Below are 26,257 nucleotides of genomic sequence, written 5' to 3'. Positions count from 1 at the left end.
GCCCAATGCCCACTTACCCACATACCCACAGCCCCCAACCCCAGAGGGGGCCCCTAGCCCCCACTCCTCTTCCGCCTCCTGCCCTATACGGAAAGTAGAACTATGCCTGATCTATCTTTGTTACTGCTAGCCTGTACAAATTGTTCAGAAGCACAACCTAAAATTTCTCAAACAGATACTAGTCACTGCCAGCAAATTCTTGAAGATGAGACAACTACTCAAGCAAACTCTGATTTGAGTACCTGTGTTAGTGAACCAGAAAGCACCGAGGTAGCCTTTTCATCCCCTAGCCAACCTTTGCTACAGTTAGGTAGTCAAGGCACAGCGGTTTCGCAACTTCAAACTCAGCTGCAAAAACTCGGATATTATCACGGTGCAGTTGATAGCAAATTCGGTACGATTACCCAGGCAGCAGTTACAAAATTTCAGCAAGAGAAACATTTAGATGCTAATGGTGTTATTAATGCTGCTACTTGGAAGGCGCTACAATCATCCCTGCAAAAGGTTAACACTACTAACAAAGCTAAACCAATAGTAACAGCATCAGTCCCTTTAGCTGATTCTGTAGGCGATCGCGATGCTCAAAACAACAAAAAGAACAGAAATTACCTCGTAAATCAAGTAGAAGCTGCTGCGCTTGAAGCACCAATACTTTTGCCTCTAGGTGGTTTTTTGTTCTTGTTCACAACCGGAGGATTATTATTCATCTGGAAACGTCTTCCCAAAACACAGCACCAGTGGCAACTGATGTTGCAAGGGGGTTCGGCCATTTTCAGTTCCGTAATTAGCTTACCTGCTAAAGAGACCGAATCTGAGGTCAGCGAATTCGATCAGCCTGTCATCTTAAAGCAATCCAATGTATGGTCACATGCCATTATCTGGAGTATTGTCGGTGTGTCGAGTTTTGCAGTTGCCTGGGCTTGTACTGCTCAAATCGACGAATCTGTTCCCGTGCAAGGCAAACTTGCACCCCAAGGTTTGGTGAAAGAGGTACAAGCACCAGTGGGAGGAGTCATCGCCAAAATTCATGTGCAAGAAGGGCAACGAGTTAAAAAGGGCGATCTTTTGGTTAGCTTTGACCCTACAGCTGCCCAAGCAAAATTACGCTCTCTGCAAGAGGTTAAAGCTAGCTTAATGCGGGAAACCTTATTTTACCGCACCCAGATGCGAACATCGACCGCTAATTCTAGTAGTAAGCAGTTTCATAAGTCACCTGAGTTAGCTTTACTTACAGAAAACCGCGCTGCTTTGGTACGAGAAAATCAACTTTACCGTGCGGAATTGAATGGTGGTGGAGTATTAGACAATTTCGATCCGCAGGTGCAAGAACGCATAGAAACTAGGCGAAAAGAGAGAGACTCTCGGATTGCGGCAGTGCGATTGGATGTAGAACAATTAACTCGGCAGTTAAATCAGGTGCAAGTGCAACTGGTTAGTGCGAAAAATAACCTATCAACAAATTTGGAGATTGCCGACAACCTCGAAAAATTAGTGAAAGACGGGGCATTCGGCCGCTTGAATTATCTAGAACGGCGACAAACAGCAAATACCAGCCAAGGAGAAGTTAATCGGCTTGTCCAAGAAGAAGAACGCCTAAAACTGGCGATCGCTCAAGGACAAAAGAAATTACAAAATGCGATCGCTCTTTCCAAAGAAGATTTACTCAGCAAAATTGCTGAGAACAACAAGCGCATCGCTGAAATAGATAGTCAACTTACCAAAGTCATTGTTGAAAATCAAAAACGCATAGAAGAAATAAACGGTCAAATCAGCGAACTTCTTTTAACTCTTAAATACCAAGAACTCCGCGCATCGACAAATGGTGTTGTTTTTGATCTCAAGCCACGTGGTTCTGGCTATGTCTACAACACCAGTGAATCTATTCTGAAAATAGTGCCACCAGAAAACCTAGTTGCCCAAGTTTACATCACCAACAACGATATTGGTTTTGTTAAAAGTGGTATGCCTGTAGATGTGCGAATTGATTCTTTCCCCTACACAGAATTCCGTGATATTAAAGGTAAATTAGTCCGGGTTGGTTCCGATGCTTTACCTCCCGATCAAGCCACTCCATACTATCGTTTTCCAGCTGAAATTCGCTTAGAAAAGCAATCGATCAACATCAATGGTACAGATGTACCTCTACAATCTGGAATGTCTTTAAGTGCTAATATTAATGTCCGCAAGCGGACTGTGATGAGTATTTTTACAGAGAAGTTTTTAGGGAAAATCGAAAGCTTGAAATATACTCGTTAGTACAACAAAGCAAGGGCAAACAAGAGAGGAAAAGATGAAAGGGTAAGGGGAAAAGGAAAGGAAATCCCTTTACCCTTTTACCTTTGACCTTTCCACCTGTCCTTAATCCCCAGAATAACCCTGAGTTCCCCACTCTTGATACCTTTTTATCTCAACTACTATTGTCAATAATTATACTGGACTAGTCAGTCGTCTGACATGCTATCTTGGCGGTACTCGCTCAACAGCAAGGAATGACAAGGTGGCTCACACATTTTTATTGGAACCAGGACGCTGGACATTGCAAGGGAGTTGCCTAGAACGCAATGGTATGCCAATCAACGTTAAAGGTATGACATTGATTGCTTGGAATCGAGATAACTGGTTCACAATGGCGACAAAACTCATATTTCCTGGCAGCGAACGCGCGGATATTGCCTTGCAGTACAAAGGGCGTTTAGATTTTGGTACACGTCAATATACTTTCTTACTTCAACATAATCTTTTGGGGCAGATTGAAGGTGAGGGTTGGATTGGTTTAGATACCATCGTGCAACGTTACTGGGTACTTAGCGATCGCGAACGTCGCAGTGGGTTTGAAACTTTACATCGCGTCAGTGATGATACTTACTATCTCACTAGTGGTATCATGGCTGGTCATTATTTAACTAGCACGATGGAAGCCAGTCTAGAACGTCAACGGGCAAACTGAGAAGGTTAGTGGTTAGTAGTTGTAGAGACGTGCCATGGCACGTCTGTACATTGGTTAGTAGTTAGTGGTTAGTTGTATACCAATAACAACTAACTACTAACTACTATCTACTATCCAAAGTTAATTAACTAGGTCAAAAGTGGGCAAACTAAATCAGAAGCAAAGTTAGGGATGGTACGAAATACCAGGGTAAATCTACCACTCCTATTTTTGTGAGCCATCTTGTCATTCCTTGCTGTTGAGGAGTACCGCCAAGATAGCATTTCAGGACAGGGGATGGACTCACCTGATTAGGCATTGGGTATTGGGCATTGGGAATAAGTGAAAATTATGAATGCTGAAAATTTCATAATTCATAATTCATAATTCATAATTTTTATGCCCCTTCCCCTTTATCCTTTACCCTCACAGAAAGCTGTATCATCCGCTATTTTTAAACATTGGAGTCAAGTTGTCTATGTCAGACCCCAACATTGGTCGCTTACTCAGCAACCGTTACCAACTTCAAGAGTTAATTGGTACCGGAGCAATGGGTCGGGTTTATTGTGCTAAGGATGTTTTGTTGGGGGGTGTACCCGTCGCTGTTAAGTTTCTTGCTCTGTCAGTCCAAAATAAAAAAATGCGATTGCAGGAGCGTTTTGAGCAAGAAGCAAAAACCTGTGCCCTATTAGGACAGAAAAGCATTCATATTGTTCGAGTCATGGATTATGGCGTAGACGAACATGATACCCCGTTCTACGTTATGGAATATCTGCAAGGAAAAGGCCTCAACCATATTATTCGCAAGCAAAACCTATCTTTAACAAGATTCTTGAGTTTGGTACGTCAAATTAGTTTGGGGTTACAATGCGCCCACAATGGCATTTCTGTTGATGGTAAAATCTATCCGATTATCCACCGCGATATTAAGCCCAGCAATATGCTGGTTGTTCAAGACGACAGTTTTGGGGAGTTAGTCAAAGTTCTGGACTTTGGTATTGCTAAATTACTACAGGCAGATAGCAATTATACAAACTATTATTTAGGTACCCTGGCTTATTCTTCACCCGAACAAATGGAGGGCAAGGAGCTAGACAACCGCTCTGATATCTATAGTTTAGGTGTGATGATGTTTGAAATGCTCACAGGTAAGATGCCCTTGGTTGCCCCAATTCATTCTTTTGGAGCATGGTATAAAGCACATCATACTCAACCACCGCGTTCCTTTACTGAGGTTGCTCCCACCTTGCAACTACCAAAGGAAGTGGAAAATTTGGTGATGAGCTGTCTAGCTAAGTCACCTAGCGATCGCCCCCAAAATATCGGTGAAATTCTCAAGGTTTTAACATCCCTAGAACAGTTGGATATTACATCCACCCACGAGCCAAGCACTAATTTATCCGCTCTTGTTAGTCCCCCACCAAGAAAAATTGAGTTTGAGCATAAATCTAATATCGATTTACGCACATCCCCATCCAAAGGCGAAATCTTACAACAAGCTTTTTGGCCGCAAAATAAACCCATTGCTAATATTGTTTTTCCTCAGCCCATCCGTCTCAATGGAGAGCTTAAGCCTGCGTTGTGGGTAATGCTACCGCACGAGGAAATTCAAAAGCGTTTAACCTGTACCCGCTACAATCAATTTCTTTTCATTACTGCTCCCCACCCTGTGTTGTTGTGGATTACCCTGCTCTACAACCGCAAACATGGGCCGAAATGGTTGCCTTACTATCTCGATCTCAAAACAAATATCGGTCAAGAAATCGCTCGCTTACTAGCAAAAATTGGTTACTACCGCTTACTGTTCTTTACCCGAGAGACACCTAATCACTACGCTCATATGATTGTTTCAACAATTGCCTCTGCTCAACGTGAACGACTCCAACAGTGGGTAACGATGAGCAACACACTCATGGCATCTGGTGATCCACAACTTAGCAAAAATTTACTCAAAACTGAATATGAAAAGATAAAGCCTCAAATTCTAGCAAAGCTGCAAGCGATGGATACAGATTCGACCTTTGACCTTTCTGCCTAATTTGAAAAGAAGGAAGAAGGAAGAACTATTTTTATTGAGTTTTTAAGTATCGCTCTACTAAATATTAATTATTGTTAAGAAAATCTGTCTGAGAGTTGCAAAATAAATCCATAAGAAATATAAATAATAAGGGTACGAGACAATTAACCTTAAGTAAATTTGAAAGTGTAAAGATGCTTAATTATACAAAGCCTGTAACGTAAAAATGTACAGGCTTGGGTTAGGTATTTTTTTGCAGTCCATTAATAGTGCTAGCGCACCTCTCAAGTTCATCTTTAAGGCTAATTATATTCAGACCAAATTAAGATAAAAAACCGAAAACTTATTTAGTTTTACTGTCCTTTAGATATTTTGAATCTGGATTTGCTTATCGGAGTTGACGCCCCGGCATCCCCAGCTCCTTTCCTCTGATGGAACCGAGCAAGAGAAGGAGGTCGCCGACCGCGACACTAAAAATCTACGCAGCCCAAGAAGAACCTGAATCTAGACCCCATTGGTGCTTGAGAAGCTCTTTGTAAGTTGCCTCCCGTACTACCATTTGTTCGTAGAGCTTGACTAAAAAGTCTTTGGCTTGGTCATGGCTCATGTTTTGCACCTGAGTAGCAAAAGAGCGGATGCTGAATTGCTGTTCTAGAGTCAGTTCGATAGGTTTGTCCATAGTAAACTCCTAAAAAACGAGTATAAGGTTTCGATTACAGAAGATCCCAAATGGGTAACAGATTGGACTTATATCTGTCGTACATTTGTTCCCCCGTATTAAGAAAGATAACAACTGTTTGACAAATTGCCCATACCCTTTGGTGGAGATTTTTTGACTAACAAGCGTCTTGTTTTTTCTGCCTACTGGTATAAACCCCAAGTTTTCCAGAGCAAATTTCGGGAAACTTTGGGTTTTTCAGTATCGGCTAGGTAGTGGAATTCCCTTTTTCCTAACGTTAGTGAGGAAATAAAGGGTATGAATTTGAATTATATTCCCCATACCGTATTAAATGCAAGATGTCAACTTGCCAAAGTATGTAAATCAGCCTCTGTTGGTAACTTCCTTCAGAGGTTAAATGTATTTGTATCAAGTTGTAACTAGGAAAAATGCTCAGCCTGAACAAAATGATGAGTATATTTACGTCATTAGTCATTAGTTGGTAGTTGTTTGTTGGTTGTTAACTACTAACCAATGACCAATGACTATTGACTATTGACTATTGACTATTGCCTTCAACAGCGACGATGACGACAGTGATGTTATCGTGTCCGCCTTCTTGTTTGGCAGCTTCGACTAGAGAAATAGCTGCTTTTTCTATTGACGGGCTTTCTTTGAGGTAACAAGCAATGTTTTCATCAACAAGTTCTTCTGTCAGTCCGTCACTGCACAACAGCAGGCGATCGCCGATTTTCACATCTAGTTGTTGAACATCAACCTGATTTAGATCTTCACGTCCCAAACAACGGGACAAGACATGACGAAAATGATGAATTCGCGCTTCCTCAGGCGTGATATCACCCATTTTGAGAGCGCGTGCTACCCAAGTATGGTCTTCAGTTAGCTGTTGTAATTCGGACTCTCGCAACCGATATAGCCTGGAGTCGCCAACATGAGCGCACCAAGGGGGTTCTCCAGAGCGAAACATCACTAATACAGCCGTTGTCCCCATATCAGCACGTTCAGGATGACTTTGCTGATCCTGCAAAATCGCTTCATTGGCTCGCCATAAAGCTTCCTCTAGCAATTGTGGTGAGGACTTTGAAGAATCCCAATTTTCAACCAAGTACTTTTTCATTTCCTCGGTAGCAATGCGACTTGCCTGTTCACCCCCTGCATGGCCACCCATCCCATCAGCAACAATGAAAAAGCGCCCTTCTGGGTCAATATAGTAAGCATCTTGATTATTAGAACGAATAAGCCCGGGATCGCTGATACCGGTAAAATTAAGTTTCATATATTTTTTTGCAACTATTAATACATACGGTCATAACGGTCGAGACGCATCAGCAGTCTAATTAGCAACCATGATACTGCGGCTGCGATCAAACCAATCAAAAGCGCCTGCCAAAAATAATGATTAACGAATAAAATCGTTGCTGAAAGCGTAAAAGCACTAATAATTAGGGCATAGACTATCCCTATCTGAATACTGCTTTGCCGCCGCAGTAGACGCTCTGTTTCTATCGACCGAACGCGAAGGCGTACGTCTCCGCGCTCTAGTTTTTCTAGAGTATCTTCCAGTCTACGTGGTAATCCAAGTGCTGTGCTACTTACTTGAGCAGCTTGCCGGCCTAATTCATTAAAAAAGCTATTGCCAGCATCAGAACCATTCATATTAGTCATAAGCTGCATTGCATATGGTTTGGCAACTTCCATAAAGTTAAATTCCGGATCTAACCCCTTGCCCACGCCTTCCAGAGTCGAGAAGGCTCGCATGACGAAAGTGAAAGTAGCTGGAAATCTAAAAGGCTGATTATAAGCTATCTCGTACAAATCGTCACTGATAGCAGCTACGGACTGATTTTCAAAAGGTTGATCCATAAAATGATCCAGCATGTACTGGACAGAACGCCGCACCGGTCCCATGTCTTCTGTTGGTGCTAATGCGCCTAAATCAATCAGGGAGTTAACAACGCGATCGCCATCTTTGGAAGCAATACCAAATAGTGTTTCCATCAGTCCTTCGCGGATGTTGGACTTAATCCGCCCCATCATGCCAAAATCGTAAAATATCAAAGCGCCTTCGTCGGGACTAACGGCGATATTGCCAGGGTGGGGATCGGCATGAAAAAAGCCATTGTTGAGTAGCTGGTGCAGATAGGCTTGAGCGCCCTGACGAGCAATTTGTTTACGATCTAAACCCGCAGCCTCTATAGCTTCATATTGGCTAATTTTAATACCCGGAAGATATTCCAGCGTCAGTACTCGTGATGAAGTGTAGCGCCAGTAAATACGTGGTACTTTCACCCAGTTGTAAGTGCGAAAATTCCGACGAAAAGTATCGGCGTTGCGTCCTTCGCTGAGATAATCAATTTCTTCCCAAAGAATGCGGCAGCACTCTTCATAAATTCCCATCCAATCTCGCCCCCGTCCCCATTCCGGATGGTTTTGGAAGTAGCGGGCAATACCTTTGAGAATTTTTAAATCAATTTCAAACAGCTTTTTCAGTCCTGGGCGTTGAACCTTAACAACAACCGCTTCTGTTGAGTGCAGCACAGCCTTGTGTACCTGCCCCAAGCTAGCAGCAGCTAGGGGAATTGGCTCAAAACTGTGGAAGAGTTCGGGAATTTTTTTGCCCAGTTCTTGCTCAATAGTTGCTTCTACCTGCTCGTAGCTAAAAGCCGGTACTTTGTCTTGTAGCTTTGACAATTCTTCTACATATTCACTGGGAAATAAATCGGCACGGGTAGAAAAAAGTTGTCCGACTTTGATAAAAGTTGGCCCTAAATCCAGTAGAGTATTGCGAATCCAAACTGCTTGCGCTTTGCGTCTAGCAGCTTGCTTGGCTTCAGTGACTCCACCTGGGTAACTCCAAGATTTTTTGTAGAGCCAAAATTTGAACATTAAGGTCAACACAAATGACCAAATGTCTATAAAACGCCGTCTACTGGAATAGTTTTCGCGATTCCAACGGTATGCTTTATCTGTATATCCTTTTTCCATATCCACTGCGTACCGCTGGTTGTGAACCGAGTCAGTAGAAATAAGAGACACTCTTAACCCTAATTGGTTGTTAGTTGTTGGTTGTTGGTTGTTAGTTGTTAGTTATTAGTCGTTGTTGACCACTAACCACTACCCACTAACTACTAACTATTTATTTTCCTCAGCTTCTGCCACTGCGATAGCGTTGTAATTCAGTTCGTAAAAAAGCTATTTCTGCTCGCAGTTCATCAATCATTGCTTGCAAATCAACTGGCTCGGTTTTGGATTGCCCAACTGCTGTAGCAAATTCACCAGTACTAGCAGCTTCGCTGGCTTGATTTGCTCGCTCCATGACTTCGTCTGTAAACTGGCGCAGTTGCTCTCTAAGTTCGGCATCAAATTTGCCTACTTCGCTCAAAGCGTCAGTAAAGGCGTTTTCTAAACGTTCTGTAAGTACTTCAGCTACTGCTCTGCCCACAAAAAATGCTTGCACAAGGGGGTTACTCATAAATTTTTGTTACGTCCATCCGCACAAAAATTATAACTTGCCCGTTTGCCTTACTGCTTCTACTTTATTGCTGTTGTTTTTGTTGGGTGTTTGGTATTTAGTATTTGTTCCAAGCAACCAAGCAACCCTACCCCGCAGGAACTCCCTTTGGAAAAGTACTCTAAGCCTTACGGCGTACGAAAATCCGCCCGGAGGGCGTGGGGAGTGAAGATCCGTGTTGGCTCACCGCCAACTACCAACAAACAACAAATTCAGATATTAACTATGAACTTATTACCACAGGGATATTTTTAACCATTCTGACTTTAGCAACATGAATGTTGTTAAACTATTGTATATTAAGATTAAACAACTTTTATGTTGTTAAAGTTCTCTATTTTTTCATGAGAGACTCTCATGAATTTCGTTCAAAACGAAAGCATGAGAATTACTTAAGTTTTTTCCTTGTTTCTTGAGTAAATCTGTTTATGAAAAGTCCTCTGAGTGAAATCAGACAAAAGGATAACCTCCTGAACTCGATTACGCTAGATCAGTTGCAGGTGTTTGAAGCTGCTGCAAGGCACTGTAGCTTTACCCGTGCTGCCGAAGAGTTGTTTGTAACTCAGCCGACAGTATCAATGCAAGTCAAACATCTTGCCCAGGCGATCGGGCTACCCCTATTTGAACAAGTGGGTAAGCGTATCTACCTTACAGAAGCAGGTAAAGAAGTTTTGCATAGCTGTAGGGAAATCTTTCAGTGCCTAGATCGCCTAGAAACAACGATAGTTGATTTGAAGGGGATGAAACAGGGAAAACTGAGGTTAGCAGCAGTCACTACGACTAAGTACTTCATCCCAAAGTTGCTGAAACCTTTCTGTAAACTCTACCCTGGTGTTAAAGTTGCCCTAGAGTTCACAAATCATGAAGCGCTGTTGACGCGACTGAATGAAAATCTTGACGACTTGTATATTCTGAGTTGTCCACCCAATAGAGAAGATATAGAGGCAAAGCCATTTTTAGATAATCCACTTGTGGCGATCGCTCCTGCAAATCATCCCTTTGCTAAGCAGCATAAACTCTGTTTGAAAAATTTTGCAGAGGAACCCTTGATTGTACGGGAGGAGGGTTCAGGAACCCGCAAGCTGGTACGGCAGTTTTTTGAGCAACGTGGAATATCCCCACGCATCAACCTAGAACTCGGTAGTAACGAAGCCATCCAGCAAGCTGTGATTGACGGTTTAGGTCTTTCAGTTTTATCGATGCATACGCTCAATTGTGCAGAAGTGAGAAATCAGCTAGCAATTTTAGATGTAGATGGTTTCCCAATTCATCGCCAGTGGCATGTGATCTTTCCCAAGAAAAAGCAGCTTTCGATTACTGCTAGTACTTTCTTAGAATATTTGCTTACAGAAACTCAGCAATTTTCTACAGATAACGATAACCCCATGCAAACAGTAAAGACTCTGTGGGTTCAGTCTTAACCTCGGACAGGCGGTATCAAATCGCCTGCTTGTCCTAGCTTTTGCTAGAAATTATCGCAGTTAATGTATATCCGATTGCTCAGTTGAGTAATTCTTGATAGTACTCCTCCGGTTCATTAGGCAGATATGCAGTCATTTGCAGGGCTTGATTACTCAACTTCAAGGCTGTGGTAATGTTGATGCGACTGAGAAAGTCTAAGTCATGGGAAATAACCCAAAGTGAACCCTGGTATTCATTGATACCTTCCACTATTTGCTCAACGGTTTCGATATCCAAGTTATTGGTTGGCTCATCGAGAATTAGCAAATCAATTTCAGAGATACTGATAATGGCGATCGCTAATCTTGCCAACTCACCCCCACTCAATACAGATGCGGATTTGTTAACGTCATCGTTTTTAAACAGAAAGTGTCCTAACTGTTGCCGCAAAAGCTGATAGCCCAGATGAGGATTAGCAGCTTGCATGTTTTCTATAATTGTTTGCTCTCGATTCACAAACTGGTAGGTTTGATCCAGATAAACAGCTTTCATGGTTGGAGTTAGTAAGATCTCACCCGACTCTAGAAACGTTTCATGGGAAGACGCGGAGAACTTCCCCGAGTTTAAAATTGCTTTTGCCAAACTAGACTTACCTGAACCATTTGCCCCAGCAATAGCGACGCGATCGCCAGAGGAAATATGAAGCTGGATGTTTTGAATTAGCAGGCGATTTGATACCCAAAGATTTGCGCCTTGAATATCAATCAGATTTCTGCGTTTTTGACTGTTCTCTTCCAGTTGAATGTTCGTCGCCTTTGTAGTTTTGACTTTCGTCTCAGTAACTTTTTGAGTTGCCTTTGCTACTGCGGCTTCGTGTTTCTTTTTTGCATTCCCTGCTGATGATTCCGCTTTTGTTTTAATCAGTCCAGCTGCGGCTCTACCCATACTGCCATCGAGAAACTTACCACGACCGCTTCTACGAGATTGGGCTGCACGTTGCTGTTCTTTGAGAGCAGTTTCTTTAGCTAGTTTGAGTTCTTTTCTAGCAACTTCGTGATTCCTGATTGCCGCTTCTAATTCTATTTGTTTCTGTTCTCGATACAGAGAAAGATTTCCTCCGTATACTTTAATTCCCTCAGGTGTAAGTTCCCAAGTAGTATCTACTACCCGATCTAAGAAAAAAGGCTTGTGAGAGACGATCGCAAACGCACCATTAAAGTCCTTGAGAAACCAACTCAAACTTTCTAGTGCGGCAAGATCCATGTGATTTGTTGGTTCATCCAATAGCAGAATATTTGGCTGTTGAGATAAACCAATCGCTAAAAATAGTTTTGTGAGTTCTCCACCACTTAAGTTTGTTAATAGTAGAGATAGGTCAAGATTTGTATGAAATTTTGACTGCAAAATCTCCTCAATTTGCCACCATTCATCAGATATAGAACTTAAGAAATCAATTAATGACTCTGCTTGAATTTGCTCCTTGATGGTACTAATTTGGGGCAGATAGTAAATGATACCATTACGCCAAACAGAACCAATTGTAGGGGTAATTTGACCTGCGAGAATCTTTAGCAGAGTTGATTTTCCTACACCATTACGACCAACTAAAGCAATGCGATCGCTCTCTTCAATGCTTAAGTGAACTCCTTGAAATAAAGTCCTAGTTGAATTGAGTTCGTAAGCTAAATTTTCAGCTAAAAGTATTGGTTTTTTTTGCATTCTCAAACCTTGAACACGCTAAATAGGAATGCGTGTAAATTGTCACATCTAAACCGTGTAAGTCTTACATACCGGAACTACTATCAGTTGCAGCTAAACAGGAAAAGTCGTCCTGTGTAGACTTTAGACAACAAGGGTAATTCAACCAAATTTGATATAGATGATGGGTATTATTTACACGCGCGATAAACTTCGCCGCAGACAGTCTGAAGGCGGCTTGATGTAGAAATTAAGTTATGAAAAATTTTTTATAACATGACTATTTTTCAGCGAATTTGCCGTGCTTGTCGTGATTGTTCTTTTTTGACATTCGATGTGTTCGAGCAAGGCTTCTGTGTGACTACTTCATTTTGGCTATTTCGCTTGAAATGTGTTGAGACTTATCTACACTACAGCTTAGCAGATTGAAATTCCGGAAAACATCAAAACAGGATAAATTAGGTGGTTTTACCTTTGTGCCTTCGTGTCTTGGTGGTGAAAAAAGAATTATTGAAACACTAAGACACAAAGACACCAAGAAAAATCTTGCTTGTACGACTTATACCTTCACAGAGGTAAGGGTTGGGGTGGTTTTCAGTTCATAATTTGTTACTCAAAATAGACAGAGCAGAAGTAGAGTTTATGTAGTTAAAATCGAGATGTTTAGTTATTGACACTCAGGCTGTGGACACTGCTACTTGCCCTCGTTGTCACCAACCCGTAGATCGACAGGCTGTTAACTGCCCCTATTGTCGTACTCAGCTAAAAGCTTACGGACACCCCGGTATTCCTTTGCATCGGGCTACTAAAGATAAATATCTCTGTGACAGTTGCAGCTATCATGCCGATGATAGCTGTAATTTTCCCCAGCGTCCCTACGCCAAAGAGTGTACGCTGTACCAAAATATTGAAGAGAGCAAGTTGGAATTGCAGCAGTTGCATGAGGCTAAAAGCTTTAGCACTACTGTTAGAAACTGGATCAAACGCAATCAGAGTTTATTATTGTTACTGACTTTATTATTAGTGTGTTTGCTCATCGCTCTGTTACAATCTTAATGACAATTTCTAAAACTCTGCTACCTGGTGCGCTAATCTCTCTTGCCCCTCTGCGTTTTAATAATTCGCCATGATTTTCGCAATGCAGTACTAAACTACATTAGTAGCTTCAACTGATGTCAGTGGTGCTTCTTCATATGCTGCTAGGTCAAACCAAAAAGTTGTACCCACGCCGACTTCACTGACCAAATGAACTTTACTGTGATGCTTTTCTTCAATGATATTTCTGACTATTGATAGTCCCAAACCAGTTCCTTCCAAAGTATGAACGCGATTTTCTACCCGGAAGAAGCGATCGAAAATGGCTTGTTGGTCTTCTGGGGCGATACCGATGCCAGTATCGGAAATTTCTACTCGCACCCGACGGGGACTAGCGCTGTCTTGGGACTGGGGTTGTAGCTGGTAGGCGCGGAGAACGACTTTACCACCAGCTTTGGTAAACTTTAGGGCATTACCCAGTAAATTCGCCAACACTTGTAGTAACAAATCATAATGACTTACTACTAAGGGCAAGTTGGGTTCTACTTCCTGGAATAATTCAATACCTTTATCTTTGGCATTAAGTTGGTAAGTACGCAGTGTTTGTTCAATTGCTTGCCCTAGATCCACCCCGTCCAAGTGATAACTACGACCAGATTCCAGCCTGGACAAATCTAAAACATCGTTAACCAAACGCGTCAGGCGATCGGTTTCATGATTAACAGTTACTAGAAAATCTTGCCTTTGCTCTAAACTCAAGTCTTCGCCGTATTCGTGCAAAGTTTCGATAAAAGATTTGATGTTAAATAGGGGGGTTCGCAGTTCGTGAGAAACATTACTAATAAATTGGCTTTTTGCCTCGTTTAGCTCGACCTCACGGGTAATATCTTGCACGGTGATGGCAATGCCTTTGACATTCTCCTTTTGCTGGTCGCGTACAGTAGTCAGGAGAATGCGGATAGTACGTTTACTTGGCTGAGTAAAGGGAATGCGGAACTCGGCACTTTCACATTCTCCTGCTGCCATTTCGTATAAAGGGCGAGTGATTTCCATTTGCACTGCTGATGGCAAGAAATGCAGAACATTCCCGCCGACAACATCGACACCTTCCCAGCCGAAAATGCGACGTGCTGTGGGGTTGACTAAAATTACCTGCATATGGTCATCTATCAATACCGCACCATCAGCAATAGTGGAAACCAAAGTTTCCAACTTGGCTTTTTCGGCAGTCAGTTCCTCAATATTCTGTTCTTCGTAGCGCTCTAAGCGCTCTGCCATCTCATTAAAGCTGAAAATTAACTCTTTGAGTTCACCTCCAAATGGCAAGTCAATACGCTGCTTAAAATTCCCCGCAGCAATTTGCTTTACCCCCAGTAGCAGTTCTTTAATTGGTTTGGTAATTGTCAAAGCGTTAATCACCCCTCCCAAAATCACCATTACCCAAATCGAGATAAATACGGCAATAGTGACATCGCGAGTGAAATTTGTAGAAATGACTGCGGCAGGGTTAGGATTGATGCCGATCGCCAAAACACCCAGATACTTTTTATCAACCTTTAAAGGCACAAATACATCAGTAACTACACCATCTGGGGACAGATGTTGCCGCACCATCGGCTTATCGGCATCAGTGGCGTAATCATCAGGCAGTTGTATGCGTCGCTCAATGGTCAGAGAAGTTTCTACTTCTGGCTCCCAAAAAGGAATGCCAAAATAGATTTTTCCAGTATCATCAGCGTAGAGCATGTAACGCACGCTGGAAGTGCTGCTATAGAAGCGTTGGGAAAATTGTGCTACCTCGGTGAGATTATGGTCAGCAATTAAGGGAGCAACGTTGGCAGCAAGCAGCAGTCCCAAGTCACGACCAAAGCGAGTGTCATTTAGACGCGCATCCTGCTGAATTGTATTTACTGCCCAGAAAGTCAGACCGCTCATCACCAAAGATACCACTAAGGTTACGGCAGCCAAAAGCTTGGTCTGGAGAGTGAACTCCGACCACCAATTGGCGATCGCTTCTCGAATTGTTTTTAACAAAGCCAGCATCTTAAATAAAAAGTTGTTATGGCTGTGGTCGTTTGCTTGATATTCTCTCCTGTTTGACTTCACTTTCCATTGGGAGAGTAAGCTACGGTTTCAAGGAGAGAGTCCGCGCATGGAGCTGAACACGCAACCCCAACAACTAAAAATTAGCAGCTAATCTAGATAAATAGGTAAATAGGTTAGTAGTTAGTAGTTAGTGGTTAGTGGTTGTTGGTTGTTGGTTGGTGGTTGGTGGTTGGTGGTTAAGCTAAAAGACATTTAATTTGCATTATCGAAAAAAAGCAAACTCTTGTGGGGTGGGCGTCTCGCCCGCCCTATTTATGCAACTTAAATGCACATCAGCTTAGTAGTAGTGGTTGGTTGTTGGTTGCTGGTTATTTCCAATTCCCAATGCCCAATGCCCAATGCCCACTCTCCCACTCTCTCATTTTCTATTCCCCTAACCTATTCCCTTCAACCGATGACCAATATCTCGCCGATAATACATACCCTCAAAGTTAATGTATTTCATTCCGGCGTATGCTTGGGCTAGTGCTTGCTCAAAATTTTCTCCTACGCCGGTGACATTTAAAACTCGACCGCCATCTGTTAGCAATTGTTGCTCTTGCAACTTGGTACCGGCATGAAATACAACTGCTCCCTGTGCCTCGGCTTCTGGAATACCCGCGATCGCCTTATCCTTTTCATAAGTTCCAGGATAACCGCCAGAGGCAGCAACGACAGTAGCAGCAGCGCCTGGTTTCCAAGCAATGGGTGGCATTTGTGCTAAACGCTGTTCAATGCAGGCAAGTATTAACTCTTCTAAAGGAGTTTCCAAAAGCGGCAGAATGACTTGCGTTTCTGGATCGCCAAAACGACAGTTAAATTCTAAAACCATTATGTTGCCATCAGAGGTAATCATTAACCCAGCATAAAGCACGCCTCGATAGTCAATGTTCTTTTTCCTTAAGGCTGCGATCGCTTTTTCTAAAACCTGTTTTTGAATGCGTTCCATTAACTCTGGTGTGGCAATGGGCGCTGGAGCATAAGCTCCCATACCACCAGTATTTTCTCCTGTATCACCTTCACCAATACGCTTGTGATCCTGAGCTGGCAATAAAGGTCTAATTGTTAATCCATCGGTTAAGGCTAAAACGGAAACCTCTTGCCCTATCAAACATTCTTCAATGACAACAAATCTTCCAGCATTACCAAACTGTCCCTGGAAAATTGCCTCAATAGCTTCAATGGCTTGGTCTAATGTTTGAGCAACTATAACACCCTTACCTGCTGCCAGACCATCAGCTTTAACAACAATTGGTACGCCATGTTCTTTTACGTAGGATTTTGCAGCAGCAGCTTGGGTAAATACCGCAGCGTGTGCTGTTGGAATTCCTGCTTCTTGCATCAGGGCTTTTGCCCAAGCTTTACTTGCTTCAATTTGTGCTCCTGCTTTGGTCGGGCCAAAAACCATCAATCCTTGTGAGAGGAGATAGTCTGAGATACCCTTAGCCAAAGGTACTTCTGGCCCGATTACAACTAAAGAAATTCCTTCTTTTTGGGCAAATTGGCTGATGCCCTCAAAGTCATCTACTTTTAAGGGCAAGTTTTGACAGCGTGACATGCTGGCTGTTCCGCCATTTCCCGGCACACATGTAACTTGCTCAATTTGCTTTGACTGCAATAGTTTCCAAGCAAGGGCGTGTTCCCGCCCGCCGTTACCTACAACTAAAACTTTCACTGATTTCCTCGTGCATCCCTTGCCAGCGAGAATGCCCTATGGCTGCTCGCCGTTCAATTTTTTCACCAATTCTAATACTTATGCGAGTCTAAAAATAATATTCTTTTAGAAAAAGCTTAGGACAAGGTTAAAAGTTATAGGGCAAATGGTCGCGGTGAGGAGACTGTGGTCTCTATGCTGCTGTGTCGTTCAGGAATCGCCACTCTGGGATTGGGTGCTGGGTATCTAGTACAGGGAAAGCAATTTTAAATTTTGGAGGGAATTTAATATCCTTCTAAAATTTACTGCTATCTTCCAATCCTTAGTCACTAATCGCTTTGAAGCATAACATAAGAAAAATATTTCTAATTAAAAATCCTGAATTTTAATCAAAATAGATATTTATGATTCATATATTCCGCAATACTAAATTATTTTAGCCTATATGTGAAATATTAAAAAATATTTGTAAGCTAATAGCAGTTTGCAAGTTACAAGCATTAATCTGTCAAAAGTAACCATTGTGTCAAAAGCATGAAATTTTTTGGAACATCAGCCACGAGTTCTGCTTTTGGACAGTTTGAGGCAAGAATGGCAGTTGGTTAAGCTGTTATGCGCTTGATTGAGGTGATATTTAATCATTGGGAGTAAAGACTACCGAAGAGTTGGCTTCTGGAGACTTTACCATCACTCTAAAACCGTTATGGGCAATAAATTGCCTTGCGCCCTTATTCCCGCAGATGAATCTTGGGCTTGCGAGCTATGATTTTTTGTCATTTTCTTTTCATCATCAAAGCAAAAACTCTATTTTCCTGTTGTCTTTATAGTCTTACTTTCTGAATAAATAATTAAATTTTTATAAAAATTGCCTACTTTGTCATCAAATCCCAGAGGTTTGCGATATTCTATATAACAATTTGCTAGAGATGGTGGATGTCTCAAGCTTGCAAGGTTTAATTTTCACCGAAAAACCTACCATCAAGCCCTGATTTTATGGGTTTGTCAAATAGCGCACACATGCTAATGAAAAAACGAATAAAATTTTACCAGTTGTTCCTTATCATCCTATCTATGCTATCAACAGGACGACAAGTTTTTTTGTAAGTGTCTGCAAATGCCGATGGTCACAATTTGAGTTTTTTGGTGGTGATTACCGTACAAAACCGAATTGGACAGCAACTAAGTAGAGTTAGTTATGATATAGTTAAGAAGCTAAGACTGTAATTGCCAAAGTACCTAACTCTACGCATCGGCAACAATTCCCAAACGGAAAACAGTTTTGACTAAGCATTTACCAAACCAAATCTGAATTTAAATTCAATCGAGGTTATGACTCAGCAAGTAATTCACCCAATGGTGAAATTGCAGCGTAACGTGCAATCACTCGTAGACTCAAAGATTATCAAGCCAACCGATAGCATTTGGAAAATCGCTTTGCTCTTCGGTAATGAATGGCAGCACTGGAAAAAAGAATTGTTAGACTTTGGGTTCAGCATGCAAGACCCTGTGAGCGATTTATTGGCAGTAGAAGCTTGGGACGAAGAATAGGAGTAGTTAGTAGTTGGTAGTTAGTAGTTAGTGGGAATCAACAACTAACTACTAACCACTAACCACTATCCACTAACCAACTCCTTATTTGCAAGCTGCTAATGCGGCAGCTACTTCCTTCGCTGTTTGATAACGATCGCGTGGCAATGGTTCTGTAACACGGTCGATTACCTTTGCTAATTCGGGGGTGATAGTAGGGACTTTTGTCAGATTAAATCGATAATTTCGTCCTTGTTGACGATAAAACTTGAAAGGATTTTCGCCGGTAAGTAGGTAAATGAGCGTGGGTCCAATTGCATACAAATCTGATTGTGTGAGGGGTTGTCCCCGTTCTTGTTCAGGAGCGCAATAACCTTCTGCACCAATACGAGTGCCAGGTGCAGTACCAACAATTTCTTTGACTGCACCAAAATCCAGCACCACTATGCGATTATTAGAATTTCGTACCATCAAATTAGCGGGTTTAATATCGCGGTGAATCAGTGGAGGATCTTGCCCATGCAGATAGTCCAAAATTTCACAAGTTTCGATCATCCAGGCGATCGCTTGACTTGGAGTCACCGGGCCCTTAATCAAAATCAATTTTTCTAAATCCTGGCCGTGGACTAATTCCATTGCCAGATACTTTTTTCCCCCTTCCACAAAAAAGTCGTAATACTTGGGAATACCTGAATGTTGAAGAGATTTAAGAATGTGCGCTTCTCGTTCAAATAATTCGCGGGCTTTGGCAATTTTCGCCATGTCAGCATTCATTTGCTTCAAAACCAGCAGTTGGGGGTGTCCAGTGATTGTTCCTGTTTCGTCCCAAGCTAGATAGGTAGTACCCATACCTCCCTGTCCTAGTGTCCGCAGCACTTGATAATGACGAATTGTCTGTTGCACAGAGAGGGGTTGACCACAGTGGATGCAAAATAGATTGTTAGGGGAGTTCCCTTCGTGAGTGCAAGTGTTAGATAAGTTTGCTGGCTTGTTTGGAGCAGTTATCTGTTCAATGTGAAATTTTAGTATCGGGCCTCCCCGTGCTAATTGCAATAGCGAATTATCTGGTAGAGGACTCTGAGTCACTAAAACACCGTTCAGAAAAGTGCCGTTTGTACCTTTGCTAATCACCTGCCACGAACCGCCATTAGAGTCAGAACTAATTTGTATTAGCTCTAGATGGTGTCGGGATACAAGAGTATCGGTTAAAACAACGTGATTATCAGTCGAGCGACCAATCCGAATTACGGACTCGTCCTCAAAATGCCACTCTTGAAGGGGCGTTTTTTGTTGCGGTTCTAACAGGGTCAGAATAACCACATTACAAGGTAATAAGGTAACGGAATGAGGAATTGGAAGTAGTTAGTAGTTAGTAGAGACGTGCCATGGCACGTCTGGACATTGGTTAGTAGTTAGTAGTCAGTAGTTGGTTGTTCTCGTAACCACTATCCACTATCCACTAACAACTAACCATTGACAATTCCTTTTTGACTTTCTAAATTTGGGCGCACTTTTGCCCGTACAAGTACAACAGTAATGTTGTCATGACCATTGTAATCGTTTGCCATATCAATTAAATTCTTAACACCGCTTTCTAAGTTAGCGTCAGAACCGATCAGGGGAAGTAAGTGAGTTTGCCAATGAGTTTCTAGTAAATCATTATCTGATAAACCATCCGATGCCAAGACAAATAAGGTATCTTCGGCGATCTCGAAAAACTCCACATCAGGAACAATTAGGCTTTCATCGCGAGGGCCAAGGGCTTGAGTGAGTTGATAGGCATCTGGACGGGCGTAAGCCACACTGGCTTCCACTCCTCGAGAGATTTCCCGTTGACCTACTTCATGATCTACCGTGATTTGTTCTAGACCTCCTTTACGAGTCAGGCGGTAGAGGCGGCTATCGCCCACATGAGCTACAGCAGCTTGAGTATCTTGAATGAGAAGCATGACTAGAGTAGTACCCATGCGCCCGACACCAGAACGGGCATCTTGTTGATTGACACTGTAAATTGATTGGTTGGCTTGTCCCACTGCTTCGCGGATTTGGTCTTCTGTGGGCAATTCATTATCAATCCAATGAGTTTGAAAATATTGTCGCACCGTATTAACGGCCAAGGCACTTGCTACTTCTCCGCCAGCGTGTCCTCCCATACCATCGCAAAGAATATACAAAGCACGAGCCTGCACACTACGGCTATTGGGCAATTCCAGCTTGTTAATTTTGGTATCAATGCCAAAGTAGTCTTCGTTGTGATGCCGCTGACGCCCTACATCGGTGAGTCCGGCGTGTTCCAAGCTGATTAACTGCATTGGCAGCACTACTGTAGGTAGGTCATCACTTTTGGTACTGTAATCTTCTTCTGGTTTGTCTAATTGCAAGATGGTGGGCGAATTAGTTGTTTGATTTTCAACAGGAGTGAAATTTAACTCGCTAACACTAGAATTTGGTTGTGGTTCCGTTGGTTGTAGTTCAGTGGCGATCGCCTGCAAACGTGTTTGCAACTCCAACAGTGTCTCAATCTTACCTATTTCCAGATCTCCTAACAGTTGTAACAAAGAGCCAAATTGCGTACGTTGAGATTCTCGAAATAGCTTCTGCCAAACACGTCCCAAAGCTGCAATTGTGGGAGGTTCTTCAGATGTAGCAGATGCTTGGTCAGCACTATTGCTGTTTAGTGGTTCCACGTACAACATTTGTAGTGCCACTGCTTGGTCTTCATCTAACCGTAGATTCGACAACTCTAAAAGACTATGACAACAATTAAGTGGTTCTAGCAGTGCCCAAAGTCGCGTCATCTGATAAAAACAGTTGACCATCTGCAAAGAACTTGTTGTTTCCTCACACCACAAATCCAGTAAATAAGGCCAATCAGAGCGGTCTTCGATAAGTACTACTTGTATATCATCCTGCTGCCATGCATCATGAATCGGCGGTATACCTTGGTGAACCTGGGGTTGTAGGATAAGATAAGCTTTCGCTAGGGAAGGAAAACCATCAGTATCCATTAATGATGGAGCTACCAGCCCTTGAGACTGATTAGTTACCATTGCCTCAAGCAGCGAAATTTGATACGGCTGGCAATCTAAAACTTGCACGCATACCCAAGTATTGGTGGGTATTTCCTCCAAGTTTGGCAGCGGTTCTAGCAGTTGATAGCGCTGTTGTTGATCTAAGTAAGTGCCTTCTGGGAGAAGAGATGGGGTGTAGACGCCTTCTGGGGGGCTTCCCGTAGGGTTGGGGTTATGGGGCTTCTGTGATAAGGTGGTGGGATGTTGGGGTGATGGGGTGAAATCTTTCTCCCCATCTCCCGATCTCCCCATTTCCCGATCTCCCCATTTCCCGATCTCCCCATCATCTTTCTCCTCATCTCCCAATCTCCTTACCTCTCTCTCAACAGAAGGTATCTTCGCTGCTTCCCCAGGTTGAGAATTTTCTTCCTTTGTAATAATTGCCAACCAAACTCTGCCACATTCTGCGCCGCAGTTATGGCACTTTTGTGCATTCACAGGTACTTCTGCATTGCATTCAAAACAGACCTTGTGGGTCAGAGAGGCCCCACAGTTTTGACAGAATTTGTTGGAATTGGGGTTTTCAAATTTACACTGAGGGCAAATCAGCATTGTGGAAGTTCCTTAATTCCCGCTCCAAGGTGCTTCTAGCCACTAAGATCAAATGTGCCACAATATAGCAGGTTCTGCCTCCAGTAGAACTACAAATGATTGTAATTTCACAAGTGAATTTTTGTGGCAGTTTTAATTTTTACGCATACTAACTGTATATTTCATATCTAGGCTAGTTAATTTTTCACAATAACTTGCCGGACTAGGGACAAGGTGAGAATTATAAATGATGAATGCTGAAAATTTTATAATTCATAATTCATAATTTTTATTCCCTAGTCCCTGTTAGAGTGGTAGTTGAATCGTAAAACAAGTACAGTTTGAATCACTTTCTGCCTTGATAGTTCCTCCCAAGTATTTAGTCAGTTTTTGTACCAGGGCTAATCCCAATCCTGTACCTCCCTGCTTCCAAGGATCGTTACTGGGAATGCGGTAAAACTTCTCGAAAATCCGCGGCAATTCCGAGGCAGGGATTTCTACACCAGAATTACTTACCTGTAGTTGAATACAGTTAGATTTTGATTCCGCGGCAACGAGAATATCTGCACCCGGAGGGCTGAATTTACAAGCGTTTGTAAGTAGTTCTATGATAATGCGTTCCAGACTGAATGGGTCGCAAATTAAAGCAGGAAGATTGTCAGGTATGCTAAGTTGTAAATTGTGCAAGTAACAATTGCGGTTACGTGCTTGAAATAGCTCTATTACTCGCTCTAACCACTCCTGAACTTGAACTGTCTCCAACACCAAAGGTTTAGCACTTGTATCCAACCGCTGCAAATCCAGAAAGTTGTTGATCAGGTTAATTTCTCGCTCACACTCGTTGTTTAAAATTTGGAAGTAGCGAGCCACTTTTGAGCGTTCTGTATCTGGCTTTGTCATTTCTAGTAGTAGATTTTGCTCTTGATTGAGTGCAATTCCCAGCATCTGTATCGCCATTTTCATGTTAGTTAGCGGCGTCCTGAGTTCATGGGAAACAGTGCTGAGAAACTCATCTTTGAGGCGATTGAGGTTTTCCATTTCCTCTAATTGCGCCTGTGCCGATTTTTGGCTTTCTTTGAGAGCGACTTCTGCTAATTTTCGTTCTGTAATATCTATAGCTGAACCAATATAACCAGCAAAGTTGCCACTTGGAGTAAACCGAGGAACTCCTGTATTTAAAATCCAACGATACTCACCATCAAAACGCTTGAAGCGATATTCAAGCTGAAATCGCGTGTATTTATGAAAAGCAGATTCGTAAGTTTGGGTACATAAATTTTTGTCTTCTGGATGAATTCCTTCTAGCCAGCCTAGTTCTTGTTCTTCCTCCTTGCTGCGTCCAGTAAATTCTAACCAAGACTGATTAAAAAAGTTACATAAACCATCAGAACCAGCCATCCACAACATCACTGGTGCGGTGTTGGCCATAATTTGAAAGCGCTGTTCGCTTTCTCGTAAGGCGTCTTCAGAAAGTTTATGGACTGTGATATCCTCACAAACCATTAGAATCAACGGATTTTCCTTTCCAGATGGTAAAATCCGTGCTACCACTTTTACCCATTCCATCTTACTGTTAGGACAGTTCAAGCGAAATTCCCGATTGAAAACTTCGCTCTCTTGCGAACCCCCAAATAACCCCATCAATCCATCAGATAACCTTTGTTGTTCTGAGCAAGCAAATAAGTTAAAAACAGGCTGTTGTATTAATTCCTCCGGAGAATAACCAAGGCTGTTTGCACCAAAATGGTTGACAGATAGTATTATCCCAGTTTTGTCAATGCTTAAGTACACACAAGGTGTATTTTCATACAATTTGCGATACCATAAAAGTTCTTCTTGGGTACTACGCCAGATTTCTGGTGTGCAAACTTCTAGGTCAAAGGTTCGTTCTGGCACGATTTCCAAGCGTCCAGGTGTTACAGGCACTATGTTATGTTGTTGTTGGCAAGCGTGATGCCAGCTAGATGGCTGATTAAGGCTCATAAGACTTAAACTTGCACCCAAGCGCTGGTGTTAACTAGGGGGTTAAAAAGAAAAGAATATTATACTGCTTATAGCGTAATTTTCGTGAAAAAAGCGAATAAAAACTTATGTAAAGCGCATAATCTCTGTATTGTGTAAATTGCTTCAATTTTTATCCAAAAATTAGACCTACAGAATTTTTAGCAACATATCTTGAAAAACAAGAAGGCATAAATAAGTCAAGAGTCAAAAGTCAAAAGTCAAGAGTTAATGGTTATTCCCCCACTCTCCCCCTCTCCCATTCCCTAAGTAATCAAGCCTTTTTGCCGACTTGACGGGTTGGCTTGAGAGGTCAAATTATGTAATAGTTTCAGTTCATTTGATGTCAGATCGCGCCATTGGCCTGGTTGCAGACCATCTAAATGTAAATGAGCGATCGCAAACCGCACAAGTCGTAAAGTCGGAAACCCCACAGCGGCTGTCATCCGTCGTACTTGCCGATTTTTTCCTTCTGTTAAGGTCATCTCCAACCATGCAGTTGGTACATTTTTGCGAAATCTGATCGGCGGCTCGCGATCGGGTACTATAGGTTCTTGACTTAACAGCTGTACCTTTGCTGGTCGAGTACGGTAATCTTGTATCGCTACACCTTCTTCTAACTTTTTGAGTGCAGTAGCATCAGGGATTCGTTCTACCTGCACCCAGTAACTGCGTTTATGTCCAAACCGAGGATTCAAGAGGCGATATTGCAATTGTCCGTAGTTCGTCAAAAGCAACAAACCTTCGCTGTCCCAGTCCAAACGCCCCACTGGATACACATCAGGAATCGAAATATAATCCTTGAGTGTGCTGCGAGTGGGAGTATCTTTTGTAAACTGGCTGAGGACGCCATAGGGTTTGTAGAAAAGAAGATATCGATAGTGGTTAGTCATTTGTCATTGGTCATTGGTCATTTGTCATTTGTTGGTGGTTGGTGGTTGGTGATTGGTTGTCTCCCCATCTCCCACTCTCCCACTCTCCCACTCCCCTACTCCCCCATCACTCCACTTACCGTCTCCATATTGACAGAATCAGCAAGGGTTTAGGTATTTCAATCTAGACAATAGAGTGAGGAGTTGATTATGGCAAGTTTCAAGATATGCCGTTGGTATTTCTTGTTCCTGGCAGGTGCTTTATTGGTACAAGAGTTGACACTAGTACAGCCCACCGCTGCTAAAACTGTACAAGTCAACAAAGGCAAAATCAATGGTGTATCTTTTCATCGGGTGATTGTTGATCTCACTGACTCTAATACTTTCGTCACTATTGGTTTAGCAAACAATGCACGTGTTGCTAACTCAGCACGGCGTAGTAGTGGTGACGAAGAATTTAGTAAGATGGTAGCTCGACATCGTGCTGCGGTTGTTGCTAACGGTACATTTTTCGCCAAGAATCGCCGGAAAAGTGTCATGGGCAACATGGTAGCAGGAGGAAGATTCCTCAAATATAGTAGATGGGAAAATTATGGTACTACGTTAGGTTTACGAGTGGGAAACAAACCTGAAATGGTGACGGCACGGGTTGATGGTAAACCAAAATGGAGAGAGCATTGGTTTTCAATCACTAGTGGCCCCAGACTGCTGAGACGGGGAAAAATTTGGCTCAAACCAAGACGAGAAGGTTTCAAAGATCCGCATGTGTTAGGTACAGCTAAACGTACGGCGATTGGATTTCCTGCTAGTGGTAAAAAGCTGATTATAGTGAGTTTCAATCAAAAACTGACTTTAGAACAAATGGCGCGAGCAATGAGAGCTCTTGGTTGCTACGAAGCCATGAATTTAGATGGAGGAACATCGAGGGCGTTAGCCGCCAGAGGAAAAATTATAGTCCGTGCCAGACGACCTCTAACTAATGTGATTGTAGTATATGATGCCAAGCATCCAGCTCCCGCAGCATTGCGTCGGTCATGGATAAGGTTTCAGAAGCGCAAGCGTGCCCTACATCGCACTAGATAAATTGCGTAAAATGCTACATTATTTACTAACTTTTATCAGCTTCAATACTCAGGGTAAGAGCATCTCAATCAGGCTTGACACAAGGAATCAGAAGAATCTAAAGTGTTGCTAATGAAAAAACAATTGAGAACCTGAACCATATAATTGTTATCCATAGCAGTGCGTT

The 26,257-nt window shown here is 42.4% G+C and carries 19 protein-coding genes; 7 read left to right on the top strand and 12 right to left on the bottom strand.

What is annotated here, in order from left to right; genetic code table 11:
* The first annotated feature begins 102 nt into the window (after nt 1-102).
* Both HXY43_RS06545 and HXY43_RS06540 read left to right on the top strand, forming a co-directional pair.
* Nucleotides 103-2,256, top strand: a complete 2,154-nt coding sequence (locus tag HXY43_RS06545) for an HlyD family efflux transporter periplasmic adaptor subunit (protein ID WP_290881409.1) — start codon at nt 103-105, stop codon at nt 2,254-2,256.
* A gap of 241 nt (nt 2,257-2,497) precedes the next feature.
* Nucleotides 2,498-2,947, top strand: coding sequence for a hypothetical protein (locus HXY43_RS06540; RefSeq protein WP_290881408.1), 450 nt, complete (start codon nt 2,498-2,500; stop codon nt 2,945-2,947).
* A gap of 148 nt (nt 2,948-3,095) precedes the next feature.
* Here the strand turns inward: HXY43_RS06540 and HXY43_RS06535 are convergent, their stop codons facing one another.
* Nucleotides 3,096-3,245: a hypothetical protein gene (locus tag HXY43_RS06535; protein ID WP_290881406.1), complete on the bottom strand. Its 150-nt coding sequence runs from the start codon at nt 3,243-3,245 to the stop codon at nt 3,096-3,098.
* Between the two features lie 159 nt (nt 3,246-3,404).
* Here HXY43_RS06535 and HXY43_RS06530 point away from each other — a divergent pair, with 159 nt between their 5' ends.
* Entirely contained in the window at nt 3,405-4,964 is a 1,560-nt protein-coding gene (locus HXY43_RS06530; RefSeq protein ID WP_290881403.1) for a serine/threonine-protein kinase, read from the top strand.
* A gap of 457 nt (nt 4,965-5,421) precedes the next feature.
* Here HXY43_RS06530 and HXY43_RS06525 read toward each other — a convergent pair whose 3' ends face one another.
* The 4 genes from HXY43_RS06525 to HXY43_RS06510 all read right to left on the bottom strand — a co-directional run bounded on the left by HXY43_RS06525 (nt 5,422) and on the right by HXY43_RS06510 (nt 9,094).
* The gene (locus HXY43_RS06525) at nt 5,422-5,622 is read right to left on the bottom strand and encodes an NblA/ycf18 family protein (RefSeq protein ID WP_009455637.1); all 201 of its coding nucleotides are present in this window, start codon (nt 5,620-5,622) and stop codon (nt 5,422-5,424) included.
* A 538-nt stretch (nt 5,623-6,160) separates the two neighbouring features.
* A complete protein-coding gene (locus HXY43_RS06520; protein ID WP_290881379.1) occupies nt 6,161-6,898 on the bottom strand; it encodes a Stp1/IreP family PP2C-type Ser/Thr phosphatase in 738 nt (245 codons plus the stop codon).
* Nucleotides 6,899-6,915: 17 nt separating this feature from the next.
* Nucleotides 6,916-8,607 carry an AarF/ABC1/UbiB kinase family protein gene (locus HXY43_RS06515; protein WP_290881412.1) on the bottom strand — a complete coding sequence of 564 codons (1,692 nt, stop codon included), beginning with the start codon at nt 8,605-8,607 and terminating at the stop codon, nt 6,916-6,918.
* 160 nt (nt 8,608-8,767) lie between these two features.
* Nucleotides 8,768-9,094, bottom strand: a complete 327-nt coding sequence (locus HXY43_RS06510) for a DUF6825 family protein (RefSeq protein WP_290881376.1) — start codon at nt 9,092-9,094, stop codon at nt 8,768-8,770.
* 467 nt (nt 9,095-9,561) lie between these two features.
* Here HXY43_RS06510 and HXY43_RS06505 point away from each other — a divergent pair, with 467 nt between their 5' ends.
* On the top strand, nt 9,562-10,554 hold the full coding sequence (locus HXY43_RS06505) for a LysR family transcriptional regulator (protein WP_290881373.1): 993 nt from the start codon (nt 9,562-9,564) through the stop codon (nt 10,552-10,554).
* 79 nt (nt 10,555-10,633) lie between these two features.
* On the opposite strand, the gene abc-f is transcribed toward HXY43_RS06505, so the two are convergent.
* Complete coding sequence (abc-f, locus tag HXY43_RS06500) at nt 10,634-12,253, bottom strand: ribosomal protection-like ABC-F family protein (RefSeq protein ID WP_290881370.1); 1,620 nt, start codon at nt 12,251-12,253, stop codon at nt 10,634-10,636.
* Nucleotides 12,254-12,916: 663 nt separating this feature from the next.
* Between abc-f and HXY43_RS06495 the strand changes: the two genes are divergently transcribed.
* Complete coding sequence (locus HXY43_RS06495; RefSeq protein ID WP_290881368.1) at nt 12,917-13,288, top strand: zinc ribbon domain-containing protein; 372 nt, start codon at nt 12,917-12,919, stop codon at nt 13,286-13,288.
* Nucleotides 13,289-13,378: 90 nt separating this feature from the next.
* On the opposite strand, the gene nblS is transcribed toward HXY43_RS06495, so the two are convergent.
* On the bottom strand, nt 13,379-15,310 hold the full coding sequence (gene nblS, locus HXY43_RS06490) for a two-component system sensor histidine kinase NblS (protein ID WP_290881410.1): 1,932 nt from the start codon (nt 15,308-15,310) through the stop codon (nt 13,379-13,381).
* Nucleotides 15,311-15,746: 436 nt separating this feature from the next.
* Entirely contained in the window at nt 15,747-17,027 is a 1,281-nt protein-coding gene (gene purD, locus HXY43_RS06485) for a phosphoribosylamine--glycine ligase (protein ID WP_290881365.1), read from the bottom strand.
* A gap of 1,308 nt (nt 17,028-18,335) precedes the next feature.
* Between purD and HXY43_RS06480 the strand changes: the two genes are divergently transcribed.
* Nucleotides 18,336-18,554 (top strand): DUF4327 family protein, encoded by a 219-nt coding sequence (locus tag HXY43_RS06480; RefSeq protein ID WP_026734091.1) that lies wholly within the window; start codon nt 18,336-18,338, stop codon nt 18,552-18,554.
* A gap of 84 nt (nt 18,555-18,638) precedes the next feature.
* Here HXY43_RS06480 and HXY43_RS06475 read toward each other — a convergent pair whose 3' ends face one another.
* The 4 genes from HXY43_RS06475 to HXY43_RS06460 all read right to left on the bottom strand — a co-directional run bounded on the left by HXY43_RS06475 (nt 18,639) and on the right by HXY43_RS06460 (nt 25,029).
* A complete protein-coding gene (locus HXY43_RS06475; protein ID WP_290881360.1) occupies nt 18,639-19,853 on the bottom strand; it encodes a protein kinase in 1,215 nt (404 codons plus the stop codon).
* Nucleotides 19,854-19,999: 146 nt separating this feature from the next.
* Nucleotides 20,000-22,156, bottom strand: a complete 2,157-nt coding sequence (locus HXY43_RS06470) for a serine/threonine phosphatase (RefSeq protein WP_290881357.1) — start codon at nt 22,154-22,156, stop codon at nt 20,000-20,002.
* 285 nt (nt 22,157-22,441) lie between these two features.
* Nucleotides 22,442-24,118 (bottom strand): PAS domain-containing sensor histidine kinase, encoded by a 1,677-nt coding sequence (locus HXY43_RS06465; RefSeq protein WP_290881355.1) that lies wholly within the window; start codon nt 24,116-24,118, stop codon nt 22,442-22,444.
* 284 nt (nt 24,119-24,402) lie between these two features.
* A complete protein-coding gene (locus tag HXY43_RS06460) occupies nt 24,403-25,029 on the bottom strand; it encodes a pseudouridine synthase (RefSeq protein ID WP_290881353.1) in 627 nt (208 codons plus the stop codon).
* A 189-nt stretch (nt 25,030-25,218) separates the two neighbouring features.
* Here HXY43_RS06460 and HXY43_RS06455 point away from each other — a divergent pair, with 189 nt between their 5' ends.
* The gene (locus HXY43_RS06455) at nt 25,219-26,091 is read left to right on the top strand and encodes a phosphodiester glycosidase family protein (RefSeq protein WP_290881350.1); all 873 of its coding nucleotides are present in this window, start codon (nt 25,219-25,221) and stop codon (nt 26,089-26,091) included.
* Nucleotides 26,092-26,257: the final 166 nt, after the last annotated feature.

It is taken from the genome of Fischerella sp. (assembly GCF_013388695.1).
In the GTDB taxonomy this organism is placed as follows: domain Bacteria; phylum Cyanobacteriota; class Cyanobacteriia; order Cyanobacteriales; family Nostocaceae; genus PCC9605.
Note: the sequence above shows the minus strand (reverse complement) of the source record. Positions and strands in the feature narration are given on the sequence as shown.

Bases quoted from the DNA above. Each gene is read 5' to 3' on its own strand.
- HXY43_RS06545 (WP_290881409.1), top strand. From the start codon at position 103: ATGCCTGATCTATCTTTGTTACTGCTAGCCTGTACAAATTGTTCAGAA.
- HXY43_RS06535 (WP_290881406.1), bottom strand. From the start codon at position 3,245: ATGCCTAATCAGGTGAGTCCATCCCCTGTCCTGAAATGCTATCTTGGC.
- HXY43_RS06530 (WP_290881403.1), top strand. From the start codon at position 3,405: ATGTCAGACCCCAACATTGGTCGCTTACTCAGCAACCGTTACCAACTT.
- HXY43_RS06525 (WP_009455637.1), bottom strand. From the start codon at position 5,622: ATGGACAAACCTATCGAACTGACTCTAGAACAGCAATTCAGCATCCGC.
- HXY43_RS06520 (WP_290881379.1), bottom strand. From the start codon at position 6,898: ATGAAACTTAATTTTACCGGTATCAGCGATCCCGGGCTTATTCGTTCT.
- HXY43_RS06515 (WP_290881412.1), bottom strand. From the start codon at position 8,607: ATGGAAAAAGGATATACAGATAAAGCATACCGTTGGAATCGCGAAAAC.
- HXY43_RS06510 (WP_290881376.1), bottom strand. From the start codon at position 9,094: ATGAGTAACCCCCTTGTGCAAGCATTTTTTGTGGGCAGAGCAGTAGCT.
- HXY43_RS06505 (WP_290881373.1), top strand. From the start codon at position 9,562: ATGAAAAGTCCTCTGAGTGAAATCAGACAAAAGGATAACCTCCTGAAC.
- abc-f (WP_290881370.1), bottom strand. From the start codon at position 12,253: ATGCAAAAAAAACCAATACTTTTAGCTGAAAATTTAGCTTACGAACTC.
- nblS (WP_290881410.1), bottom strand. From the start codon at position 15,310: ATGCTGGCTTTGTTAAAAACAATTCGAGAAGCGATCGCCAATTGGTGG.
- HXY43_RS06480 (WP_026734091.1), top strand. From the start codon at position 18,336: ATGACTCAGCAAGTAATTCACCCAATGGTGAAATTGCAGCGTAACGTG.
- HXY43_RS06470 (WP_290881357.1), bottom strand. From the start codon at position 22,156: ATGCTGATTTGCCCTCAGTGTAAATTTGAAAACCCCAATTCCAACAAA.
- HXY43_RS06465 (WP_290881355.1), bottom strand. From the start codon at position 24,118: ATGAGCCTTAATCAGCCATCTAGCTGGCATCACGCTTGCCAACAACAA.
- HXY43_RS06460 (WP_290881353.1), bottom strand. From the start codon at position 25,029: ATGACTAACCACTATCGATATCTTCTTTTCTACAAACCCTATGGCGTC.
- HXY43_RS06455 (WP_290881350.1), top strand. From the start codon at position 25,219: ATGGCAAGTTTCAAGATATGCCGTTGGTATTTCTTGTTCCTGGCAGGT.